The organism is Sphingomonas sp. EU05-FHT14C10 (genome assembly GCF_058790595.1).
In genome coordinates this window covers 94,318-113,396 of sequence record NZ_JBYTEN010000006.1, presented here as the reverse complement: position 1 = coordinate 113,396, position 19,079 = coordinate 94,318, and the positions used below count along the sequence as shown (strand labels likewise).

The 19,079-nt window shown below is 67.6% G+C and carries 20 protein-coding genes; 7 read left to right on the top strand and 13 right to left on the bottom strand.

The window, feature by feature from the left end; translation table 11 throughout:
- Nucleotides 1–78: 78 nt before the first annotated feature.
- From AC3WT0_RS08570 to AC3WT0_RS08535, 8 genes are all read right to left on the bottom strand, one after another.
- Nucleotides 79–828, bottom strand: coding sequence for a helix-turn-helix transcriptional regulator (locus AC3WT0_RS08570; RefSeq protein ID WP_492753092.1), 750 nt, complete (start codon nt 826–828; stop codon nt 79–81).
- A gap of 434 nt (nt 829–1,262) precedes the next feature.
- The gene (locus AC3WT0_RS08565; RefSeq protein ID WP_492753091.1) at nt 1,263–1,637 is read right to left on the bottom strand and encodes a copper-binding protein; all 375 of its coding nucleotides are present in this window, start codon (nt 1,635–1,637) and stop codon (nt 1,263–1,265) included.
- Between the two features lie 11 nt (nt 1,638–1,648).
- Nucleotides 1,649–4,789 (bottom strand): efflux RND transporter permease subunit, encoded by a 3,141-nt coding sequence (locus AC3WT0_RS08560; protein WP_492753090.1) that lies wholly within the window; start codon nt 4,787–4,789, stop codon nt 1,649–1,651.
- Nucleotides 4,786–6,015: an efflux RND transporter periplasmic adaptor subunit gene (locus AC3WT0_RS08555; protein ID WP_492753089.1), complete on the bottom strand. Its 1,230-nt coding sequence runs from the start codon at nt 6,013–6,015 to the stop codon at nt 4,786–4,788. Before AC3WT0_RS08555 ends, AC3WT0_RS08560 begins: the two co-directional genes overlap by 4 nt.
- Nucleotides 6,012–7,277, bottom strand: a complete 1,266-nt coding sequence (locus AC3WT0_RS08550) for a TolC family protein (protein ID WP_492753088.1) — start codon at nt 7,275–7,277, stop codon at nt 6,012–6,014. The genes AC3WT0_RS08555 and AC3WT0_RS08550 overlap by 4 nt, the downstream gene beginning before the upstream one ends.
- Nucleotides 7,278–7,393: 116 nt before the next feature.
- Nucleotides 7,394–7,669 carry a hypothetical protein gene (locus tag AC3WT0_RS08545; RefSeq protein WP_492753087.1) on the bottom strand — a complete coding sequence of 92 codons (276 nt, stop codon included), beginning with the start codon at nt 7,667–7,669 and terminating at the stop codon, nt 7,394–7,396.
- Nucleotides 7,670–7,765: 96 nt separating this feature from the next.
- A complete protein-coding gene (locus tag AC3WT0_RS08540) occupies nt 7,766–8,143 on the bottom strand; it encodes a hypothetical protein (protein WP_492753086.1) in 378 nt (125 codons plus the stop codon).
- A 57-nt stretch (nt 8,144–8,200) separates the two neighbouring features.
- Nucleotides 8,201–8,767: a TetR/AcrR family transcriptional regulator gene (locus AC3WT0_RS08535; protein ID WP_492753085.1), complete on the bottom strand. Its 567-nt coding sequence runs from the start codon at nt 8,765–8,767 to the stop codon at nt 8,201–8,203.
- Nucleotides 8,768–8,885: 118 nt separating this feature from the next.
- On the opposite strand from AC3WT0_RS08535, the gene AC3WT0_RS08530 reads away from it, so the two are divergent.
- Nucleotides 8,886–9,011 carry a hypothetical protein gene (locus AC3WT0_RS08530; protein ID WP_492753084.1) on the top strand — a complete coding sequence of 42 codons (126 nt, stop codon included), beginning with the start codon at nt 8,886–8,888 and terminating at the stop codon, nt 9,009–9,011.
- Nucleotides 9,011–9,523 (top strand): hypothetical protein, encoded by a 513-nt coding sequence (locus AC3WT0_RS08525; protein ID WP_492753083.1) that lies wholly within the window; start codon nt 9,011–9,013, stop codon nt 9,521–9,523. Before AC3WT0_RS08530 ends, AC3WT0_RS08525 begins: the two co-directional genes overlap by 1 nt.
- Here AC3WT0_RS08525 and cueR read toward each other — a convergent pair.
- The 5 genes from cueR to copC all read right to left on the bottom strand — a co-directional run bounded on the left by cueR (nt 9,517) and on the right by copC (nt 14,383).
- Entirely contained in the window at nt 9,517–9,945 is a 429-nt protein-coding gene (gene cueR, locus AC3WT0_RS08520) for a Cu(I)-responsive transcriptional regulator (RefSeq protein WP_492753082.1), read from the bottom strand. The genes AC3WT0_RS08525 and cueR overlap by 7 nt on opposite strands.
- Complete coding sequence (locus AC3WT0_RS08515) at nt 9,942–12,296, bottom strand: heavy metal translocating P-type ATPase (protein WP_492753081.1); 2,355 nt, start codon at nt 12,294–12,296, stop codon at nt 9,942–9,944. Before AC3WT0_RS08515 ends, cueR begins: the two co-directional genes overlap by 4 nt.
- An 86-nt stretch (nt 12,297–12,382) precedes the next feature.
- On the bottom strand, nt 12,383–13,054 hold the full coding sequence (locus tag AC3WT0_RS08510) for a class I SAM-dependent methyltransferase (protein ID WP_492753080.1): 672 nt from the start codon (nt 13,052–13,054) through the stop codon (nt 12,383–12,385).
- A 25-nt stretch (nt 13,055–13,079) separates the two neighbouring features.
- Nucleotides 13,080–14,012, bottom strand: a complete 933-nt coding sequence (gene copD / locus AC3WT0_RS08505) for a copper homeostasis membrane protein CopD (protein WP_492753079.1) — start codon at nt 14,010–14,012, stop codon at nt 13,080–13,082.
- Nucleotides 14,012–14,383: a copper homeostasis periplasmic binding protein CopC gene (gene copC / locus AC3WT0_RS08500; protein ID WP_492753078.1), complete on the bottom strand. Its 372-nt coding sequence runs from the start codon at nt 14,381–14,383 to the stop codon at nt 14,012–14,014. Before copC ends, copD begins: the two co-directional genes overlap by 1 nt.
- Before the next feature lie 164 nt (nt 14,384–14,547).
- Between copC and AC3WT0_RS08495 the strand changes: the two genes are divergently transcribed.
- The 5 genes from AC3WT0_RS08495 to AC3WT0_RS08475 all read left to right on the top strand — a co-directional run bounded on the left by AC3WT0_RS08495 (nt 14,548) and on the right by AC3WT0_RS08475 (nt 19,070).
- Nucleotides 14,548–14,835, top strand: a complete 288-nt coding sequence (locus tag AC3WT0_RS08495) for a hypothetical protein (protein WP_492753077.1) — start codon at nt 14,548–14,550, stop codon at nt 14,833–14,835.
- The gene (locus tag AC3WT0_RS08490; RefSeq protein WP_492753076.1) at nt 14,832–15,272 is read left to right on the top strand and encodes a periplasmic heavy metal sensor; all 441 of its coding nucleotides are present in this window, start codon (nt 14,832–14,834) and stop codon (nt 15,270–15,272) included. Before AC3WT0_RS08495 ends, AC3WT0_RS08490 begins: the two co-directional genes overlap by 4 nt.
- The gene (locus AC3WT0_RS08485; RefSeq protein ID WP_492753075.1) at nt 15,269–15,838 is read left to right on the top strand and encodes an RNA polymerase sigma factor; all 570 of its coding nucleotides are present in this window, start codon (nt 15,269–15,271) and stop codon (nt 15,836–15,838) included. Before AC3WT0_RS08490 ends, AC3WT0_RS08485 begins: the two co-directional genes overlap by 4 nt.
- 125 nt (nt 15,839–15,963) lie before the next feature.
- The gene (locus tag AC3WT0_RS08480; RefSeq protein WP_492753074.1) at nt 15,964–17,883 is read left to right on the top strand and encodes a copper resistance system multicopper oxidase; all 1,920 of its coding nucleotides are present in this window, start codon (nt 15,964–15,966) and stop codon (nt 17,881–17,883) included.
- Complete coding sequence (locus AC3WT0_RS08475; protein WP_492753073.1) at nt 17,880–19,070, top strand: copper resistance protein B; 1,191 nt, start codon at nt 17,880–17,882, stop codon at nt 19,068–19,070. The genes AC3WT0_RS08480 and AC3WT0_RS08475 overlap by 4 nt, the downstream gene beginning before the upstream one ends.
- The last annotated feature ends 9 nt before the right edge of the window (nt 19,071–19,079 follow it).

Genomic DNA, 19,079 nt, shown 5'->3' with positions numbered 1-19,079 from the left:
CGGCCAGCCTCCTTGAAGTGAAGAGGCAGCCAACATTGCGGCCGATCGGCGCGGCCGATATTCCAAGAAATGGGGGTATCAGTTCCTGAGCACGTCCGAAAAGCTGATCAGGCCGTCGAACAAGGCGCGCACCGCCAGGAGCGCACGCTTCTGCACCCCGTAGCGCTCGCGCGCATGCTTGAGATGCTGAATCACGGTTTCGTGGCTGATCCCGAGGATCTGCGCGATCTCCCGGTCGGTCTTGCCGCGCGCCGCCCACAGCACGCAGTCGCGCTGCCGATCGGTGAGCACTGCGCGCTGGAGCAGGATGGTATCGCCGCTTCGCGACAGCCGCCGCCCGGCCTCGAAGGCGAACCCGCCAACCAATTGCGCGATATGGTGCTGTTCCTCGGGAAAGCTGCGCCCGGCCGCGACCGCGAACGAGCAGGAGCCATGGACTTCGCCGGGGACATTGGCGGGGACGGTGAAGCCGTCGCCGATGCCGATACGCGATGCCGCCTCGAGCACGTCGCGGTCCTTGCTCGTCAGCTTGATCATGCGCGGCACCGCCGACCAGGCGAAGCCGATGCTCGCACGATGGCTGGCGCGGTGGATGGGGTCGGAACGCCCGAGGCCGCGCGCGTCGAACCAGTCCTGCCATGACGAGGGATAATTGTGCAGCCGGATCGCGGCGCTCGGCTGGCGCCCGAAATCGACGTGATGGACAAGCGCGAAATAAGCCACGCCCATCTCTGCGCAACAGTCCATCAGCGCGGCACGCAAGATCTCGGCATTATCGGCCGCGCGTGCCCTCTCGACGAACGCTTCGGCGATCGCCAGCCTGGTCATTCCCACCCCGGTCGACCCCGAGCGCGGTCCCAATCCGCGTGCCTCGGAAATTCGCCTTCGACAGGCTCGTGGCCAAGCAACTTCTCACGGCGGCCGCCAGAGCAACTACAATTGCCCAGCCTATCTCCTAAAGTAATTTTCCTGTCAAACGAATGCTTTGACCATCGCCGTGATGAAGAACAAAGGCGATCGATCTTCCCGGTTCGAGCGATCCGGCGCCGCGTGCCGTAACGGCAAGTGATGGTTAACCGTTATTTACTTGGCGCAAGCGCAGCGGGGATCGTTACGCCCGGCAACCGAAAGATCAGCCGGCCCGCCGAACCGACCCGTGATTATTTCCATTTTGGATCAATTGCGCGGATGGAACAAACGCGCCAGCGGCACCGGCATGACGGCGCGGGCCGCCGCCATGCCGGTGGTCAGCGAGATCCCGATTATTGCTTGGTCACGGCGGTCACCTCGCCGGCGTTGCCCGCGACCGTGACGTCGAACGCGACCTTGTCGCCGACCGCGATGCCATCGAGGACTTCGGGCTTCGCACTGAAGGTCATGGTCATCGCGGGCCAGTTCACTTCGGGGATCGCCTGATGGTCGAGCGTGATCTTGCCGCCGGCCTTGTCGATCGCGGTCACCGTGCCGACGCTTTTCGCCATCTTCGCTCCGGCGGGCATCGCCATGTTGCCCATGTTCGACCCGGCATTGGTCGCCGCCGGGGTCTCGGCGGTGGTGGCATTGGTCTCGGTTTTCTGGCCGCAGGCTGACAGCGAGACGGCGCCGGCAAGCAGGGCAGCGAGGTACAGGGTCTTCATCACATTCTCCTTCAGGGTTGCTCGGGTGGGGAAACGGGTCGTGCGCGGCGCCGCATGAGCAGATAGGCGGCGGGAATGACGAACATCGAGAGCAAAGGCGCGGTGAGCATGCCGCCGACCATCGGGGCAGCGATGCGGCTCATCACCTCGGAGCCCGTGCCGGTGCCGAGCAGGATCGGCAGCAGGCCGGCGAGGATCACCGCGACCGTCATCGCCTTGGGCCGGACCCGCAGCAGCGCGCCCTCGCGCACCGAGGCTTCGACCTGCTCGGCCGGGGGCGCTTCGCCGCGCTCGGCGAGCGCCTGCTTCAGATAGATCAGCATCACCACGCCGAACTCGGCGGCGACGCCGGCAAGCGCGATGAACCCGACCCCGGTCGCGACCGACTGGTTGTAGCCCAAGAGGTACAGCAGCCAGACGCCGCCGGTCAGCGCGAACGGCAAGGTCGCCATGATCAGCGCCGCTTCGTCCAGCCGCCGGAACGTCAGATAGAGCAGCAGGAAAATGATCGCGAGCGTCGCGGGGACGACGATCTTCAACCGCTCCATCGCGCGTTCCAGGAATTCGAACTGGCCGGTAAAGGCGATGCTGACGCCCGGCGGCAGCTGGACCTTGGCCGCAATCGCATGCTGGAGGTCGCCGACGATTGCCGTCATCGCCCGCCCGCGCGCGTCGACATAGATCCAGGTGGCCGGGCGGCCATTTTCGCTGCGCAGCATCGGCGGGCCGTTGACGATGCGAATGTCCGCCACGGTGCCGAGGGTGATCTGCTGCTTTGACGGGGTCAGGATCGGCAGGTCGACCAGCTTCTCCGGACTGTCGCGCAGCTCGCGCGGGTAGCGCACGCTGATCGGATAGCGCGCCAGTCCCTCGACGGTCTCGCCGATCGCCGCACCGCCGATCGCGCCAGAGACGATGTCCTGCACATCGGCTACGTTCATGCCGTAGCGCGCGGCTGCGCCGCGGTTGATCTGGACGTCGATATAGCGCCCACCGGTCAGCCGTTCGGCCAGCGCGGAGCTCACGCCCGGCACGGTCTTGGCGACGGCTTCGATCTGCCGCGCGACCTGGTCGATCTGCCCGAGATCGGACCCCGACACCTTGATCCCGATCGGGCTCTTGATGCCGGTCGCGAGCATGTCGATGCGGTTGCGGATCGGCGGGATCCAGAAATTGGCGAGACCCGGCACTTTCACGCGGGCATCGAGCTCCTCGATCAATTTCTCCTGCGTCATCCCCGGGCGCCATTGGTCCTTCGGCTTGAACCGGATCGTCGTCTCGAACATCTCGAGCGGCGCCGGATCGGTCGCGGTGTCGGCGCGCCCGGCCTTGCCGAACACGCTCTCGACCTCGGGCATTGTCTTGATCAGCCGGTCGGTCTGCTGGAGCAATTGCCCGGCCTTGGCGGTCGAGATGCCGGGCAGCGCCGAGGGCATGTAGAGCAGATCACCCTCGTTCATCGCCGGCATGAACTCGCCGCCGGTGCGCATGATCGGAACGATGCTCGACGCGAATATGAGGACCGCGATCACCAGCGTCGCCTTGGGCCGCTTGAGCACCCAGTCGAGCGCGGGACGATAGGCGCGCGCCAGCCAGCGATTGACCGGGTTGGCGTCCTCGCCGGGGATGCGCCCGCGAATCAGCCAGCCCATCAGCACCGGTACCAGGGTGACCGACAGGATGGCGGCGGCGGCCATCGCATAGGTCTTGGTGAAGGCGAGGGGCGCGAACAGTCGTCCTTCCTGCCCCTGGAGCGAGAAGATCGGCACGAACGAGAAAGTGATGATCAACAGGCTCAGGAACAGCGCCGGCCCCACCTCGGCGGCAGCGGCCGTGATCACGCGCCATCGCTCCGGGCCGGTCAGCGTTTCGTCCGGGTGGTCATGTTCCCAGCGTTCGAGATGTTTGTGCGCATTCTCGATCATCACCACGGCCGCATCGACCATCGCGCCGATCGCGATTGCGATGCCGCCCAGCGACATGATGTTTGCGTTGACGCCCTGTAGGCGCATCACCACGAACGCGGCGAGGATGCCGAGGGGCAGGGTCAGGATCGCGACCAGGGCCGAGCGGACGTGCCACAGGAACAATGCGCAGACGATCGCGACGACCAGGAACTCTTCGAGCAGTTTGCCGGATAGATTGTCGACCGCGCGATCGATCAGCCCCGAGCGGTCATAGGTGGTGACGACCTCGACGCCGGGCGGCAGGCTCTTGCGCAATTCGTCGAGCTTGGCCTTGACGCCTTCGATCACTTCGCGCGCATTCTTGCCCTGGCGCATGACGATGACGCCGCCCGCGACCTCACCCTCGCCGTTCAGCTCGGCGACGCCGCGCCGCATGTCGGGACCGATCTGGACGCTCGCGACATCGCCGAGCATCACCGGCACGCCGCCGGCGGCGGTGCGGATCGGCACGCTGCGGAAATCGTCGAGCGACGAGAGATAGCCGCTCGCGCGCACGACATATTCGGCCTCGGCCATCTCAACGACCGACCCGCCGGTTTCCGAATTCGCCCGCTTGAGCGCCTCGGCCACCTCGGCCTGCGTGACGCCGTAGGAAACCAGCTTCTGCGGATCGAGCAGCACCTGGTATTGCTTGACCATGCCGCCGATGCTCGCGACCTCGGCGACGCCGGGTACGGACTTGAGCTCGTAGCGCAGGAACCAGTCCTGCAGGCTTCGCAGCTGCTGAAGGTCGTGACGGCCGGTCCTGTCGACCAGCGCATATTCATAGATCCAGCCGACCCCGGTCGCGTCCGGGCCGATCGAGGCGGTGGCGCCTGCGGGCAACCGCCCCTGCACCTGGCTCAGATATTCGAGCACGCGGCTGCGCGCCCAATAGAGATCGGTGCCGTCGTCGAACAGCACATAGACGAAACTGTCACCGACGAACGAATAGCCGCGCACGACGCGCGCACCGGGCACCGACAGCATCGTCGTCGCCAGCGGATAGGTAACCTGGTTCTCGACGATTTGCGGCGCCTGGCCCGGATAGGAAGTGCGGATGATGACCTGGACGTCGGACAGGTCGGGAAGTGCATCGACCGGTGTCGTCCTGACCGCGCCGATGCCGACTGCAACTAGCACCAACGCCGCCAGCACCACGAAGATGCGCGCCTTGACCGAGGCGCGGATGACCGCCGCGATCATTGGCCACCGCCGATCGGGCGCACCGGGATGCCGGTGAGGCTGGCCTCGGAATCGAGCAGGAACTGCCCCGAGGCGACGACCTTTTCGCCGGGCGACAGCCCGGCTAGGATTTCGGTCTGCCCGCCCGCGTCGCGGCCGATACGGACCTCGGCGGGATGGTAGCGGCCGTCGCCGGCCGCGAGCATGACGAGCGTGCGCGTGCCGGTGCGGATCACCGCCTCGCTCGGCACCAGCAAAACCGGTTTCGCGTCGCCGCCAAGCGCCACGCTCGCGAACATGCCGGGCCGCAGCCGGCCGCCACGGTTGGGCAGCTCGATCCGCACGGTGAGCGTGCGGCTGTCGGCCTGCGCGGTCGGCAGGATTGCGATCACCCGGCCGGCGAACGTCTCGCCGGGAAAGCTGGTCAGCGTCGCGCTGGCGTTCTGGCCAATCCGGACATCGCCTGCGCGTGCTTCCGGAACGGCGGCATTGAGCCAGACGGTGCCGAGACCGCTTACCTGAGCAAGCGTCTGGCCCACGCTGAGCGTCACGCCGGCACGGGCATCGAGCGTCTGGATCACGCCCGAAATCGGCGTCGTGATCGTCACCACGCCGTTCGGCCGGCCCGTCCGTTCGACATTGGCGATCAGGCCATCGGACATGCCCATCAGCCGCAATCTTTGGCGCGCGGCGGCGGTCAGATTGGGCTTGCCGAGCCGTCTGACGCTCAAGAACTCGGTCTGCGCGCCGCCCCAGTCGGGCAGCAGCAGATCCGCGATTGGCGCGCCGGCACGGACAATGTCACCGGGCGCGCGGGCATATACACGGCTTACGAACCCGCCCGAGCGCGCCTGGATGATCGCCACATCGCGCTGGTTGAAGTCGATCGTGCCGGTGACGTCGAGCGCCGTGGCGAGACTGCCCATCTTCGCCTCGACCACGCGCAGGCCGAGGCTCTGGCGCGCGGCGGGATCGATCGTCACCGCCGGCGCCGCGCCGGGGCCCTGGCCATCGGCATATTTGGGGACCAGCTGCATGTCCATGAAAGGCGACTTGCCGGGCTTGTCGAACTTCTGGTTCGGAAACATCGGGTCGTAGTAATAGAGGACCTTGCCCGCGCCGGCCGATGCGGCGGCTTGAGGCTGCGGCGACTGGCGATGCCCCGCCCAATAGCCCGCGCCGCCTGCCGCCAGCGCCACGGCAAGGATCGATATTCCCCAGCGCACTGCGCCCGATTTGAGCGTCATGGCCGCTCCTCCCCATAGATGATGTTGATGCGGACCGCGTCGCGCGCGACATCGGCCTCCCGGTTGAGCGCCTCGACCTCGGCCTCGGCGAGCGCGAGCGTGGAGAGCAATGCCGTCCCCAGATCGAGCTTGCCCGCGGCATAGCTGTCGCGGTCGAGTTCGGCGCGCCGTCTGGCGAGTGGCACCAGCACGTCGCGCGCGTTACGCAATCGCTCATGGTGCATGGCGTGGTCCGCGAGATCCGCTTCCAGCGCCGCGACCAGCTCGCGCCGGATTGCGTCGCGATCGTACCGGCTGCTCTGCGCCTCGCTCTCGCTCGCCTCGATCCTGGGGTTCTGCCGCTTGCCGGCGAACAGCGGCAGGTCGATCGACACGCCGACCGACGCCATGTCGCCATATCGGGGATCGCGCCGGCCATAGGACACGCCGACCTTCCAGTCGGGACGCTTCTCGGCGCGGGCCAGCCGCACATCGGCGTCGGCCACCGCGATCCGCGCATCCTGTGCCCTGAGCGCCGGGAGCGAGTCGATCCCCGCCCGAAGCCGAACCGGATCGACATCAAGCATCGGCGCATCGCCCGATACCTCGGGATTGGGATCGCCGGTATAGCGCGCGAGCCGGGCGCGAGCTTGCGCCACCACCGCGGCCATTTCGGCGCGGCGATCGGCGATGGCGGCGCGAAGCTGCTCGGGCTCGAGCGCCTGGCTGGGCCGCGCGCTCCCGGAGGCGAGACGCGCGGTCACCGTCTTTTGGAGATCGTCGAGGCTGGCGTCGAGCAGATCGAGCTGCTTGAGCCGGCGTTCGCCATAATAGAGATCGATCCAGGCAAGCGCGGTCTCGAGCCGCACGTTGCGCCCCTCGACCAATTCGCCCGCCTCGGCGAGGCCGATGTTGGCGGTCGCGCGAGCGGCACGCGCATGCCGCTTGGCGAGGTTAGGGAACATCTGGCTGAACCCGACCGTCGCCATGGTGAAATCGTCGCGGGTGAAGCTGCCCGCATTGGGACCCGTCACCGGGAAATTCTGCAAACCCAGATCGAGCGTCGGATCGGGCAAGCGATCGGCGGCGATCGCCGAGGATCGCGCGCCGGCAGTCGTGGCGGCGCGCGCCTTGAGGCTGGGCGCGTTCGCGGCAGCGCGCGCCAGTGCCTGGTCATAGGTCAGCGGATCGGCCCAGGCCGGCGCCACCGAATCTATCGTCAGCGCCGCGGCGCCGATCGCCAGAACCAAGCGGCGTCGAGCGCGCCTTGGCAGGATGATCATGGAAATTTCCCCTTGTGGAAAAGGGACGGCGCGCCTGCGGAGGCGCGCCGTCCCCGGAGCGGGTCAACCGGACCGCAGCCCGGCCGTCCCGCTCCGGCGAGTCGCCGACGCGCGCGTCAGCCGTTGTTCGGCTTGACCGCAGCTTTCATGCAGTCGGCGGAGCTCGCCTGCATCATCGCGCAGTCGCAGCTGGCCATTTCCCGGGCCTCGGGCACCCACACGCGGACACGCGCGGGACCGATCGCGCGCGGCCCATATTGCGGGACCGAGCGCCATTCATAATGCCCGCGGGCACTTGTCGCCGGCGCATCCTGCGCGAAGGCGGGCACCGCGATGGCGAAGGTGGAAAGCATGGCCGCGATCGCCGCGGCCGACAGAGAAATCGTCTTCATGGTACTGTCCTTGGTCTGAAACTCGTCCTGACGCGGGCCGTTTGGCGCTCCGTCAGCCGTTCACGGCTTCAGGAAGCGCGGGCCCGCGCGCGAAGGTCAGCCAAGGAAGGTGGGTGGTTCCGGTTCCGGCCCGGTGTCATGGCCTGCAAGGATCGGTGATGTCGGCCAAAAACCGGCAGCAACGGGCGCCATCTGTGCGGTCGAGGGCGCCTGCGGCGCCTTGACGCCGAGCACCGCGTTGCAACCAGCCATCAGCATGCAGCCCGAACCCTTGGAGGATTTGGACTTGTCGCTCTTGACCGGCTTGGCGGCACAGTCGGTGCAGGGGCTGGCCATCTTGCAATCCGGCATCGCCGAACTCGATGCGACCTGGTCCTGCGTCATCAGCAGGCACGGCGCCGCGACCGCCACCCCGTTGCCGGCAAGGCCGAACAGGATGCCAATGCACAAGAGGTGGCGCAGCAGCTTCAGCACGGAATCGAAATGCTCCCTGGGGTGACAGGAGTCAATTCGCAGCCGCAGCGAAGAGGGTTACCGCAACCCCGACATTGTCACCTTGGCCAGCCGGTCCACGGCATCGCGCGACGGGAGCGCGCTCGCCGCATTGAGCGCGTGCAAGCAGAATTGCGCGAGTTCGATGGGTGCGACGTCGTCGCGGAGCCCGCCCCCGGCGGCGAGTTCGACCAGCAGGCCGCAGACCAGGTCGAGAAGATGGTGCTGCGCGCGCGCGACATGTGCGTCGCGGTGGAGCAAGGCGACAAGCTCGGCCGCGTGCTGACCGCGCCGGTGCATGCTGAGCGCATAGGCGCCGAGCACCGCTTCCAGACGTTGGTCTGGCGCTCCTGGGGCGCTCGCCAGCGCGGCAAGCTGCTCCAGATGCCCCGCGACATGGCGTTCGTGCCAGGCGACGAGGATCGCTTCGATGTCGGGAAAATATTTGTAGAGCGTGGCGCGGCCGATGCCCGCCGTCTTGGCGATCCGCGACATGGTCGCCGACCCCAGGCCCTGCCCGGTCACCATGCCCCAGGCAGCATCGAGGATCGCATCGCGCACGGCCTGACGATGCGCTTCGATCGTTTCGTTCCAGAGCCTCGGCACATGCCACCTATAGGAGATTGCCCAAGCGAGACAATCCGGCTCCGTTCATGACACATCGACTCGACATAGACATAGTGTCTCGATAAATCCCGAGGAGCCAATGTGAGGAAGTGATTCGATGATCGACCCTTCGGCCTATCCCGGTATGCCTCGCTGGGCGAAAATCCAGTGGCCGTTCCTCGCGATCCTGCTGCTCGTGGTCATCGGCATGGCGACCGGGTTCGTCCATCATGGGGGCCATTGATGACACCGCGTTTGCGCAAGCTCATGCTCACGCTCCATGTCGCGAGCTCGATCGGCTGGATCGGCGCGCTAGCCGCCTTTCTCGCGCTGGCGGCCACGGGCATGGCCAGCGGCGATCCGCAGCTTGTTCGCGCCTGCTATGTGGCGAATGCGCTGATCACCTGGACCGTCATCGTGCCGCTGGCGTTCGCTTCGCTGCTGACCGGCATCGTCCAGGCGCTGGCGACCCCATGGGGCCTGCTCCGGCATTTCTGGATCGTCTTCAAGCTCGTGATCGTCGTCGCGGCAACCGCGCTGCTGCTGGTGAAGACGGGGCAGATCGATCAGCTCGCGGCAACCGGGCAGATCGGCGCGGGCAGCCTGGCAGGCATGCGGGCGTCGATGATCGCGCATGCGGCCGGCGGCTTGGTCGTGCTCCTTTGGGCGACCGCGCTCGGAACCTACAAGCCGGCCGGTCTCACGCGGTACGGCTGGCTCCGCCAGCAATCCCGTCGCGAAGGCGAGCCTCAGTGATGCCCTGACGCACGCGCCGGCACGGCGCCCGGCGGCTCGCTTTCGAGCTGCTCGATGATCGGGCAGTCCGGGCGCGCATCGCCATGGCAGCGCTCGGCGAGATCGACCAGGGTACGCCGCATCGCTTCGAGCGCGACAGTCTTGCGCTGCAGCTCCTCGGCCCGCGAGGTCGCCAGCGCCTTCACTTCGGCGCTCGCCCGGCCGCGATCGTTCCACAGGTCGAGTAGCGTGCGGATCTCCTCGATCGGAAATCCCAGGTCACGCGCGTTGGCGATGAAGCGCAGCCGGTGGAGATCGGCCGGCGAATAGTCGCGATAGCCGCTGTCGCGCCGCGGCGCTTCGGGGATCAATCCGATCTTCTCGTAGTGGCGGATCATCCGCTGCGAGACGCCACTCGCCTCCGAGGCCTGGCCGATGTTCATAGCGTCTCCCGGTTGAGCCGAAGCGCGTTACCGACCACGCTCACCGACGACAACGCCATCGCCGCCGCGGCGATGATCGGCGAGAGCAGGATGCCGAAGAAGGGATAGAGCACGCCCGCCGCGATCGGCACCCCAGCCGCGTTGTAGATGAAGGCAAAGAACAGGTTCTGGCGAATGTTCGACATGGTCGCCACGCTCAACGCCCTTGCCCGCACGATCCCGGTGAGGTCGCCCTTGAGGAGCGTCACGCCCGCGCTTTCGATCGCGACGTCGGTGCCTGAGCCCATGGCGATGCCGACATCGGCGGCGGCCAGCGCCGGCGCGTCGTTGACACCGTCGCCGGCCATCGCGACGACCTGGCCTTCCCCCTTCAGCCGCGCGACGACCGCGCTCTTCTGGTCGGGCAGCACTTCGGCCTCTACCGCGTCGATGCCGAGCTTGCGCGCCACGGCTTCGGCGGTCGTGCGATTGTCGCCGGTCAGCATCACCACCTTGATCCCGGCTTCCCGCAATCCGGCAAGCGCCTCAGGGGTGCTCGCCTTGATCGGGTCGGCGATCGCGAGCACGCCCGCGATACGCCCATCGATCCCGACGAAGATCGCCGTCGCGCCATCGCGGCGCAGCTCGTCGGCCGTCGCTTCCATCGCAGCGAGCTCGATGCCGCTTTCCTGCATGATCCGCGCATTGCCGAGCGTCACTCTGCGGCCGTCGACCGTGCCGGTGGCGCCCTTGCCGGTCGGCGCGTCGAAGTCCGAAACGGCCGGGATTGCGATCCCCCGATCCGTCGCGGCCGCCACGACCGCGAGCGCGAGTGGATGCTCGGACGCGCGCTCCACCGCCGCTGCCAGACGGAGCACCTCGGCCTCGTCCAGTCCTTCGCCGGCGACGATCTGCGTCACGCTGGGTTTGCCTTCGGTCAACGTGCCGGTCTTGTCGACGATCAGCGTCTGAACCTTTTCGAGCCGCTCCAGCGCCTCGGCATTCTTGATCAGCACGCCGAGCCCGGCGCCGCGCCCGACGCCGACCATGATCGACATCGGTGTCGCAAGGCCGAGCGCGCAGGGGCAGGCGATGATTAGCACCGCCACGGCAGCGATCAGTCCGTGCGCGAGGCGCGGCTCCGGTCCCCAGATGCCCCAGGCAATGAACGCAAGCACCGCGACGCCAAGCACCGCGGGCACGAACCAGCCCGCGACCTGGTCGGCCAATCGCTGGATCGGCGCGCGCGAGCGCTGCGCCTCGGCGACCATCTGGACGATCCGCGCGAGCATCGTGTCGCGGCCGATCCGCTCGGCGCGGATCACGAGCGACCCGCTCTGGTTGAGCGTGCCGCCGATGACGCTCGCGCCAGCCGCCTTGGCGACCGGCATGGACTCGCCGGTCACCATTGACTCATCGACCGCCGAGCGGCCTTCCTCGATGCTCCCATCGACGGGGACCTTCTCGCCCGGGCGGACGCGCAGGCGGTCGCCGATCGCGACATCTTCCAGAGCGACTTCCTCTTCCTGCCCGTCGGTGCCGATGCGGCGCGCGGTCTTGGGCGCAAGGTTGAGCAGCGCCTTGATTGCGCCCGAAGTGCGCTCGCGCGCTCTCAGCTCCAGTACCTGGCCGAGCAGTACCAGCACGGTGATGACCGCCGCGGCCTCGAAATAGACCGCGACTGTTCCACCCTCGCGAAAGGCAGCCGGGAAGATGCCGGGCGCGAGCGTCGCCACCATGCTGTAGGCCCAAGCAACCCCGGTCCCCATCGCGATCAGCGTGAACATGTTGAGATGCCGGGTCTTGAGCGACATCCAGCCGCGCTCGAAGAAGGGCCAACCACCCCAGAGAACCACCGGCGTCGCGAGCAGCAATTGCGCCCAGGTGGAGGTCCGCTCGGAGACGAGATGGTGGAGGGCCGGAAAGAGGTGTCCGCCCATTTCGAGGGCCAGCACGGGAAGCGCGAGCGCAAGGCTGATCCAGAAGCGGCGCGTCATGTCGAGGAGCTCGGCGCTCGGCCCCGAGTCCGCGGTGGCGACCTCCGGTTCGAGCGCCATGCCGCAGATCGGGCAGGCGCCCGGATGATCCTGACGGATTTCGGGATGCATCGGGCAGGTCCAGATTGCCCCCGGCGGAACCGGCTCGGGTTCAGGTGCAGCCGCACTCAGGTAGCGTTCGGGGTCGGCGACGAACTTGGTGCGGCAGCCGGCACTGCAGAAATGATAGTCCTGCCCCTGGTGCGTGGCGTGATGCTGCGTGGTCGCGGGGTCCACGGTCATGCCGCAGACCGGATCCTTCACCTGCGCGTCGCCTTGGGGTTGGCCGGCGCAGCAACCGCTGCCGGAATGCGCATGGGGGTCGGCATTGTTCATCTGACTATCCTCCGATGCCTGCCCATGTGGGGTTTGACATCATGTCAGGGTCAAGACCCTATTTTCGCTCCCGCGCCCGTGGCGGTTCAGCCCTTACGCGCCGTGAAGATCGCGATCGTGCCGGTCAGCGTATGGATGCGCGCGCGCTCGGTCACCTCGGCGAAGCCGGCCTCGGCGATGAGCCCGGGAAGGACGCCGTCGGCATTGGGCTGGGTGTCCTCGATCCCGTCGAGCCGCTGCACGGTCAGCCGGAAGAGGAGCCGCATCAGCCCCGCCTGGCGGCTATAGTCGCAGAAGACGAGCCGGCCGCCCGGCTTCAGCGTGCGGTACATCGCCGCCATGCCACTCCGCTTGCCGGCAAGCGGAACCTGGTGGAACACCAGGCTCGAGGTCACCGCATCGGCGCTGTCCGGAGGAAGCGTGTCGGCGAAGCCCTGCCGCCAGTCGATCGTGACGGCCGCACGCACGGCCTTGTCGCGTGCGATGTCCAGCGCCTGCGCATCGGGATCGATGCCAGTGACCGACGCCTCGGGGTAGCGCTGCTTGAGCAGCACGGCGAAGCTGCCCGTGCCGCAGCCGACGTCGACAATCGCTTCGCCGGGCACGGGGGCGAGCAGGTCCAGCATCGCGCCGCGCCAGCTTTGCTCGCGCGTCCAGGTCCGGATCGCGCGGTCATAGTCGGCGGTATCGCCGGTTCCGAGCGGCGGCGTGAAGGCCGGCGGGTCCTGCGCGTCTGCTTCGCGATCGGGCTGCATCATGGTCATTCCCCTGTTGTGCGGACGGTCACATCGCGGACGGCGGCTCGAGCGTGCCCAGCCAGGCGACCAGCGCCAGCACGGCGATCGCGCAGCCGGTCTCGGTCGCCAGGCTGCGGCGCAATGCGCGAAGCGCGCTCGCATGATCCGATGCCGCAAGCGAGCGCTCGAATGCCGGCACCAGCCGGAACCGGTTCGCCGCGGCAAGCGCCGCCATCGCGCCGAACAGCGCCAGCTTGGCGATCAGCAGCTGTCCATAGAGGCTGTCCGGCAGCTTGAGGACGTTGGCGGGTCCGATCAGCAGCCAGCTGTTGACGAGGCCCGAGGCGACGATCGAGCCGACCGTGATCGTCCCCACAGCCGAGAAGCCGTCGAGCGCGCGATGCGACAATATGAGATGATCGCGATCGACCAGGTCGCGCCGCCGGAACACCAGCAGCAGAAGTGGGAACAGCGCGCCCACCCAGATGCCCGCCGCCCAGAGGTGGACGATGTCGGCGATTAGATGGAGCCGGCCGACCGCGCCGTCGTCCATCGCGCCATGCCCGGACCAGGCGAGGCTCGCGACAGCCACCGCGGCGGCGATCGTGACGAGCGACAGAGCGGCCACCGGCCGTCGTCGTAGCGCGACTGCTGCCGCCAGCGCGACGAGCAGCGCCGTCATCCGGAACAGCCAGGCTGCGCCGACGCTCGTGCCGCCGACGATCATTTCGAGGGAAGCGAGGTCGACCGAGGCGATCGGGACGCCCGCCATACCGGCGGCGAGCATCGCGAGGCCGCCGAGCGACAGCACCGCGCCGAGCGCGGCGCTGCCCCACAGCCACGGACCGAGCGCGATCGGACCGTCGAAGCGCCGCTCCTCGCCACGCAGCGCATAGAGCGCGAATGCGGCGAGCCCGAACAGCGCCATCAGGTCGAGATAGAGCCCGAGCCTGACCGCGACCGCGCCCATGTCGGTCATCAATTGATCTTGAAGCTGTAATTGCCCTCGACGCGGTGCGTGTCGGTCGACACGACGTGATAGCTGAGCTTGTAGCCGCCCTTCGGCAGCGCCTTGGGGAGCGTGACCACCAGGGTCTTGCCGTCGGCGCCGAGCGTCGCCTTGGCCGGCATCTTCATCGGCGCGTTCATCTTCATGCCCGGCATGTCGGTCATGACGAGATCGGCGCCCGAGAATTGGGCAACCAAAGATTCCGAGAAGACCAGCTTCAGCTCAGCGGTCGGCGCGGCGACGCTGTTGGGCGCGGGGGTGGCGGAAACGAGCTTGGGATGGGCATAGGCCGCTACGGGCGCGACAAGCAGCACGGCGGCGACGATCGGTGCAAAACGCATATGGGGATCTCCGAGAGCCGGCAAGGCGCCGGCATCGGGGAATACGCATCTCCGCTGCGCAACCCTCATCAACGCCGCGAAAAAGATTTCGGATCCGGCCGCACGAGATTTTTTGAGGGATTGCGCCATCGCTCGCGTAAAAGAGACAAAGGGGCGAGCGGAGCATGAACATGGTACAGGATCTGGACACGGCCCTTCGGCGGCTTTCCGCCGCGCCGCTGCACCCCGGGCTCGACTCGATCGAGGGTGCGGTGCTCGGAAGGCTGCATGAACGGGCGACGGCCTCGCCGCGCCAGGGCATCGGTATCGGCGCAATCGCCGCGGCCGGCGCGCTGATGCTCGGCATCGCGTCCGGCGGAGCGTTTCCGGCCTCGGCGAGCGCCGACACCTTGTCGCCCTTCGGCCCCACCAGCCCGCTTGCACCTTCCACCCTGCTGGCTGCGAACCGGTGAAGCCGACCCGCTGGGCGATCGGGATCGCCATCGTCGCGTTCCTTGCCGGTATTGCGGGCGTGTTCGTCGGCCGCGTCCTGATCGCGCCACCGCCCGCCCAGGGCACCGAGCTTCACGAAGTGCTGCACCATCAGCTGCAGCTCGATAGCGGCCAGGAAGCGAAGCTCGACCTGCTCGAGCAGCAATTCGCGATCCGGCGCCGCGCGCTCGAGCTCGAGCTGCGCGCCGCCAATGCCCGGCTCGCCGGCGCTATCCAGGCCGAGCATGGCAACGGGCCGCAGGTCGCCGCTGCGGTCGATGCGTCGCACGCCGCCATGGGCGAACTCCAGAAGGAGACGCTCGCCCATATCTTCGCGATGCGGCAGATTCTCAGGCCCGACCAGGCGCGAAAATTCGATGCCGCAGTGGTGAAGGCGCTTACCGTCGACGCGCGGTGAGCCTCGACCTTGCCAGCCTGGACGACGGCGAGCTGGCGGCGCTCAGCATCGCCGGGCGCGATACCGCTTTCGCCGAGATCATGCGCCGCCACCGCGAGCCCGTCTACCGCATCATCGCGGGCAACATCGGCGATCCAGATGAGGCGCTCGACCTCGTCCAGGAGACCTTCGTCGCCGCGCATCGCGCCCTTGGCCGTTATGAGACCGACCGTCCCATGCGCCGCTGGCTCGCGACGATCGCGCTCAACAAATGCCGCGACTGGCGGCGCCGGCGCGCGGTCCGCCGGCTGTTCGCCTTCGCGCTGCCGCTCGACGATACGAGCAGCCAGGTCGCGGAGGATCGCGCGCTTCCCGACGAAGAAGTCGCCAGCCGTCAGGAAATGACGCGGGTCTCCCGCGCGATCGCCGAACTGCCGGTCGCGCTGCGCGAGCCGCTCGTACTGCACACGCTCCAGGACTTGAGCCAGGCGGAGACCGCGGCGATCTTGTCGATCAGCGAGAAGGCGGTCGAGACGCGTGTCCGCCGGGCGCGGGCCAGGCTCGCGGAGCTTCTGGCAAAGGGCTGAACCGCGCCCCTTGACCCTGACACGGTGTCAAACCCCATTTTGTTTCATGGAATCTGAGGGGCGCATGCGCGGGGTGCGTATGCCTTTTCAGACGTCCGCGTTGAAGACGAGATCCAGGGACCCGCATGACCCACAGTATCGACCGCCGCCAGTTGCTGCGTGGCGCCACGCTCGCCGGAGGCGGCCTCGCGCTCGCAGCATGGATGCCCGCCTGGGCGCAGACCAATTCGGCCGGGATCGTGCGGCCGCTCCCGACGCTCTCGGGCAATGACATAACGCTCCGGATCGCGCGGCAGACGATGACCATCGACGGCCGCAAGATGCGCGCGATCGGCGTCAACGGCACCGTGCCCGCGCCGCTCCTCCGGCTGCGCGAGGGGCAGGCCGTCCGGCTGAACGTCGTCAACGAGCTCGACGTGGACAGTTCGATCCATTGGCACGGGCTACTGGTGCCGGCCCAGTTCGACGGCGTGCCCGGCGTGTCGTTCCCCGGCATCAAGCCCCGGTCGAATTATCTCTACGAATTTCCGGTCAAGCAGAGCGGCACCTATTGGTATCACAGCCATTCGGGACTGCAGGAGCAGCTCGGCCACTATGGTCCGATCGTCATCGACCCCGCCGGCCCCGATCCCGTGCAATCTGACCGCGAGCATGTGCTCGTCCTCGCCGATCACAGCCCGCTGTCGCCGGAGGAGATTTTCCGGCGGATCAAGGTCGACCCGGGCCATTTCAACTTCCAGCGGCAGACGCTCTCGGGTCTGCTGGCCAGGCGCGACCAGCCGCTCAAGGATCGGATGGACTGGGGCCGGATGCGGATGGACCCGACCGACGTGCTCGACGTGACCGGCAGCACCTACACCTATATCGTCAACGGGTTCGGCCCGCAGGACAATTGGACCGCTCTATTCAAGCCCGGCGAGCGGGTGCGGCTGCGTATCATCAATGCGTCGGCAATGACCAACTTCAATGTCCGGATTCCCGGCTTGCCGCTGTCGATCGTTCAGGCGGATGGGCAGAACGTCCATCCCGTGACGGTCGACGAGTTCCAGATCGGCGTCGCCGAGACCTATGACGCAATCGTCACGCCTGCCGACGACCGCGCCTGGTCGATCATCGCCGAGGCGGTCGACCGGTCCGGGATGGCCCGTGCGACGCTGGCGCCACGGCCGGGCATGGTCGGCGAGGTGCCGCCGCTCAGGAAACGTCCGCTCGCGACCATGAAGGACATGGGCATGGACATGTCGAGCATGCCCGGAATGGAGGGCATGGACATGTCCGGCGGGATGACGCCGCAGCGCGGCGTCGATCCGACCGCCGAGCAGAACCGCTCCGCCAGGCTCGCGACACCGGGCGGGGCGATGCCGCAGGGATCGGGTGCGATGCCAGGCATGGCCCCGGGCGAGATGGCCGGGATGGACCACAGCAAGATGGCGGGCATGTCGGGCCAGGACGGCGGCATGGCGGGCATGGACATGGGCTCGATGGGCTCGATGAAGATGCGCGATTTCTCGAACGCCCCCCAGGTCAAGAAAGGACCGGGCGTCCAGACGATCGCGCCGATGCCGATCGACCGCACCGGCGAGCCCGGCCAGGGGCTCGACGACGTCGGCCACAAGGTGCTGGTCTACAAGGACCTGATGGCGCTGGAGCGCAATCCCGACGTGCGTGCGCCCAGCCGCAGCCTCGACATCCACCTGACCGGCAACATGGAGCGGTTCATGTGGTCGTTCGACGGCGAGAAGATGTCGGACGTCCACGAGCCGATCCCGTTCATCGAGGGCGAGCGTGTACGGATCAATCTCATCAACGACACGATGATGAGCCACCCGATCCACATCCACGGCCACTTCTTCGAGCTGGTGACCGGGCACGGCGATCACGGCCCGCGCAAGCATACCGTGCTCGTCCAGCCGGGCGGCAAGGTGACCTGGGATTTCACCGCCGATGCCGTCGGCGACTGGGCGTTCCACTGCCACCTCCTCTACCACATGGAGGCCGGGATGATGCGCATCGTCAGCGTGCGGCCGAAGGGAGAAGCTGCATGAGCCGCTGCCTCGCCGCCGCATTCGCGGCCTCCGCCGCGCTGGTGCTCGCCGTCCCCGCCATCGCGCAGGACATGCCGGGCATGCCCGGCATGAAAATGCCCGCACCGGCCAAGCCTGCCACCAAGAAGCCGGCCGCGAAGAAGCCTGCGTTAAGAAAACCGGCGGCGAAGAAGCCGGTCGCGCGCCGCAAGCCGCCGCGCGCCAAGCCTGCGGCACCCGCACCGGCAGTGGACGGGATGCCGGGCATGGCGACACCGCCCGCCAAGCCCGGCGCGCAGCCAATGCCCGCGATGCCCGGAATGGCGCCGCCTGCGCCGAGCGGCACGCCGGACGCCAAGCCGGCGATGCCCGGCATGGACATGTCGGGCGACCACAAGGATCATGACATGGGCGCCATGCCCGGAATGGCGATGCCGGGCATGGAGCAGACCGGCACCGCGCTTCCCGCGGGCAATGCGCCTGCGCCCAAGCCGCCAATGGACCATTATGCCGACCGTTTCTTTCCCTCAGCGGAAATGGATCGTTCGCGCATGCAGTCGATGCGCGAGCAGGGCGGCCGGACCTTCTACCAGGTCATGTTCAACCTCGCCGAATACCAGGCACGCGCCGGGCGCGACGGCTATCGCTGGGACGGCGAGGCGTTTGTCGGCGGCGACGTCAACCGGCTATGGCTGAAGACCGAAGGCGAAGGCGCGTTCCGCGAGGGCGTCGATTCCGCCGAAGTGCAGGCGCTCTACAGCCGCGCGATCAATCCCTATTTCAACCTTCAGGCAGGCGTCCGCCAGGATTTCGGGCGCGGGCCAAATCGCACCTATGCGACGCTCGGCTTCGAGGGGCTCGCGCCCTATATGTTCGAGGTCGAGGGCGCGCTGTTCCTGTCGAACAAGGGCGACCTGCTCGGGCGGCTCGAAGGTTATTACGACCAGCGCATCACCCAGCGGCTGATCCTGCAGCCGCGGGTCGAGCTCAACCTGGCAGCGCAGGACGTGCCCGAAAACCGCATCGGTTCGGGGCTGACCAATGCGGAGCTGGGCCTGCGGCTGCGCTACGAGATCACGCGCCGGTTCGCGCCCTATATCGGCGTCTCCTATGACGCCAAGACGGGCCACACCGCCGATTTCGCGCGTGCGCGTGGCGAGGATCCTACCACCACCAGCTTTGTCGCCGGCGTGCGGTTCTGGTTCTGAACCGCACGC

Excerpts from the sequence above, each read along its gene's own strand:
- AC3WT0_RS08570 (WP_492753092.1), bottom strand. The coding sequence starts at position 828 with ATGACCAGGCTGGCGATCGCCGAAGCGTTCGTCGAGAGGGCACGCGCG.
- AC3WT0_RS08565 (WP_492753091.1), bottom strand. The coding sequence starts at position 1,637 with ATGAAGACCCTGTACCTCGCTGCCCTGCTTGCCGGCGCCGTCTCGCTG.
- AC3WT0_RS08560 (WP_492753090.1), bottom strand. The coding sequence starts at position 4,789 with ATGATCGCGGCGGTCATCCGCGCCTCGGTCAAGGCGCGCATCTTCGTG.
- AC3WT0_RS08555 (WP_492753089.1), bottom strand. The coding sequence starts at position 6,015 with ATGACGCTCAAATCGGGCGCAGTGCGCTGGGGAATATCGATCCTTGCC.
- AC3WT0_RS08550 (WP_492753088.1), bottom strand. The coding sequence starts at position 7,277 with ATGATCATCCTGCCAAGGCGCGCTCGACGCCGCTTGGTTCTGGCGATC.
- AC3WT0_RS08545 (WP_492753087.1), bottom strand. The coding sequence starts at position 7,669 with ATGAAGACGATTTCTCTGTCGGCCGCGGCGATCGCGGCCATGCTTTCC.
- AC3WT0_RS08530 (WP_492753084.1), top strand. The coding sequence starts at position 8,886 with ATGATCGACCCTTCGGCCTATCCCGGTATGCCTCGCTGGGCGAAAATC.
- AC3WT0_RS08525 (WP_492753083.1), top strand. The coding sequence starts at position 9,011 with ATGACACCGCGTTTGCGCAAGCTCATGCTCACGCTCCATGTCGCGAGC.
- cueR (WP_492753082.1), bottom strand. The coding sequence starts at position 9,945 with ATGAACATCGGCCAGGCCTCGGAGGCGAGTGGCGTCTCGCAGCGGATG.
- AC3WT0_RS08515 (WP_492753081.1), bottom strand. The coding sequence starts at position 12,296 with ATGAACAATGCCGACCCCCATGCGCATTCCGGCAGCGGTTGCTGCGCC.
- AC3WT0_RS08510 (WP_492753080.1), bottom strand. The coding sequence starts at position 13,054 with ATGATGCAGCCCGATCGCGAAGCAGACGCGCAGGACCCGCCGGCCTTC.
- copD (WP_492753079.1), bottom strand. The coding sequence starts at position 14,012 with ATGACCGACATGGGCGCGGTCGCGGTCAGGCTCGGGCTCTATCTCGAC.
- copC (WP_492753078.1), bottom strand. The coding sequence starts at position 14,383 with ATGCGTTTTGCACCGATCGTCGCCGCCGTGCTGCTTGTCGCGCCCGTA.
- AC3WT0_RS08495 (WP_492753077.1), top strand. The coding sequence starts at position 14,548 with ATGAACATGGTACAGGATCTGGACACGGCCCTTCGGCGGCTTTCCGCC.
- AC3WT0_RS08480 (WP_492753074.1), top strand. The coding sequence starts at position 15,964 with ATGACCCACAGTATCGACCGCCGCCAGTTGCTGCGTGGCGCCACGCTC.
- AC3WT0_RS08475 (WP_492753073.1), top strand. The coding sequence starts at position 17,880 with ATGAGCCGCTGCCTCGCCGCCGCATTCGCGGCCTCCGCCGCGCTGGTG.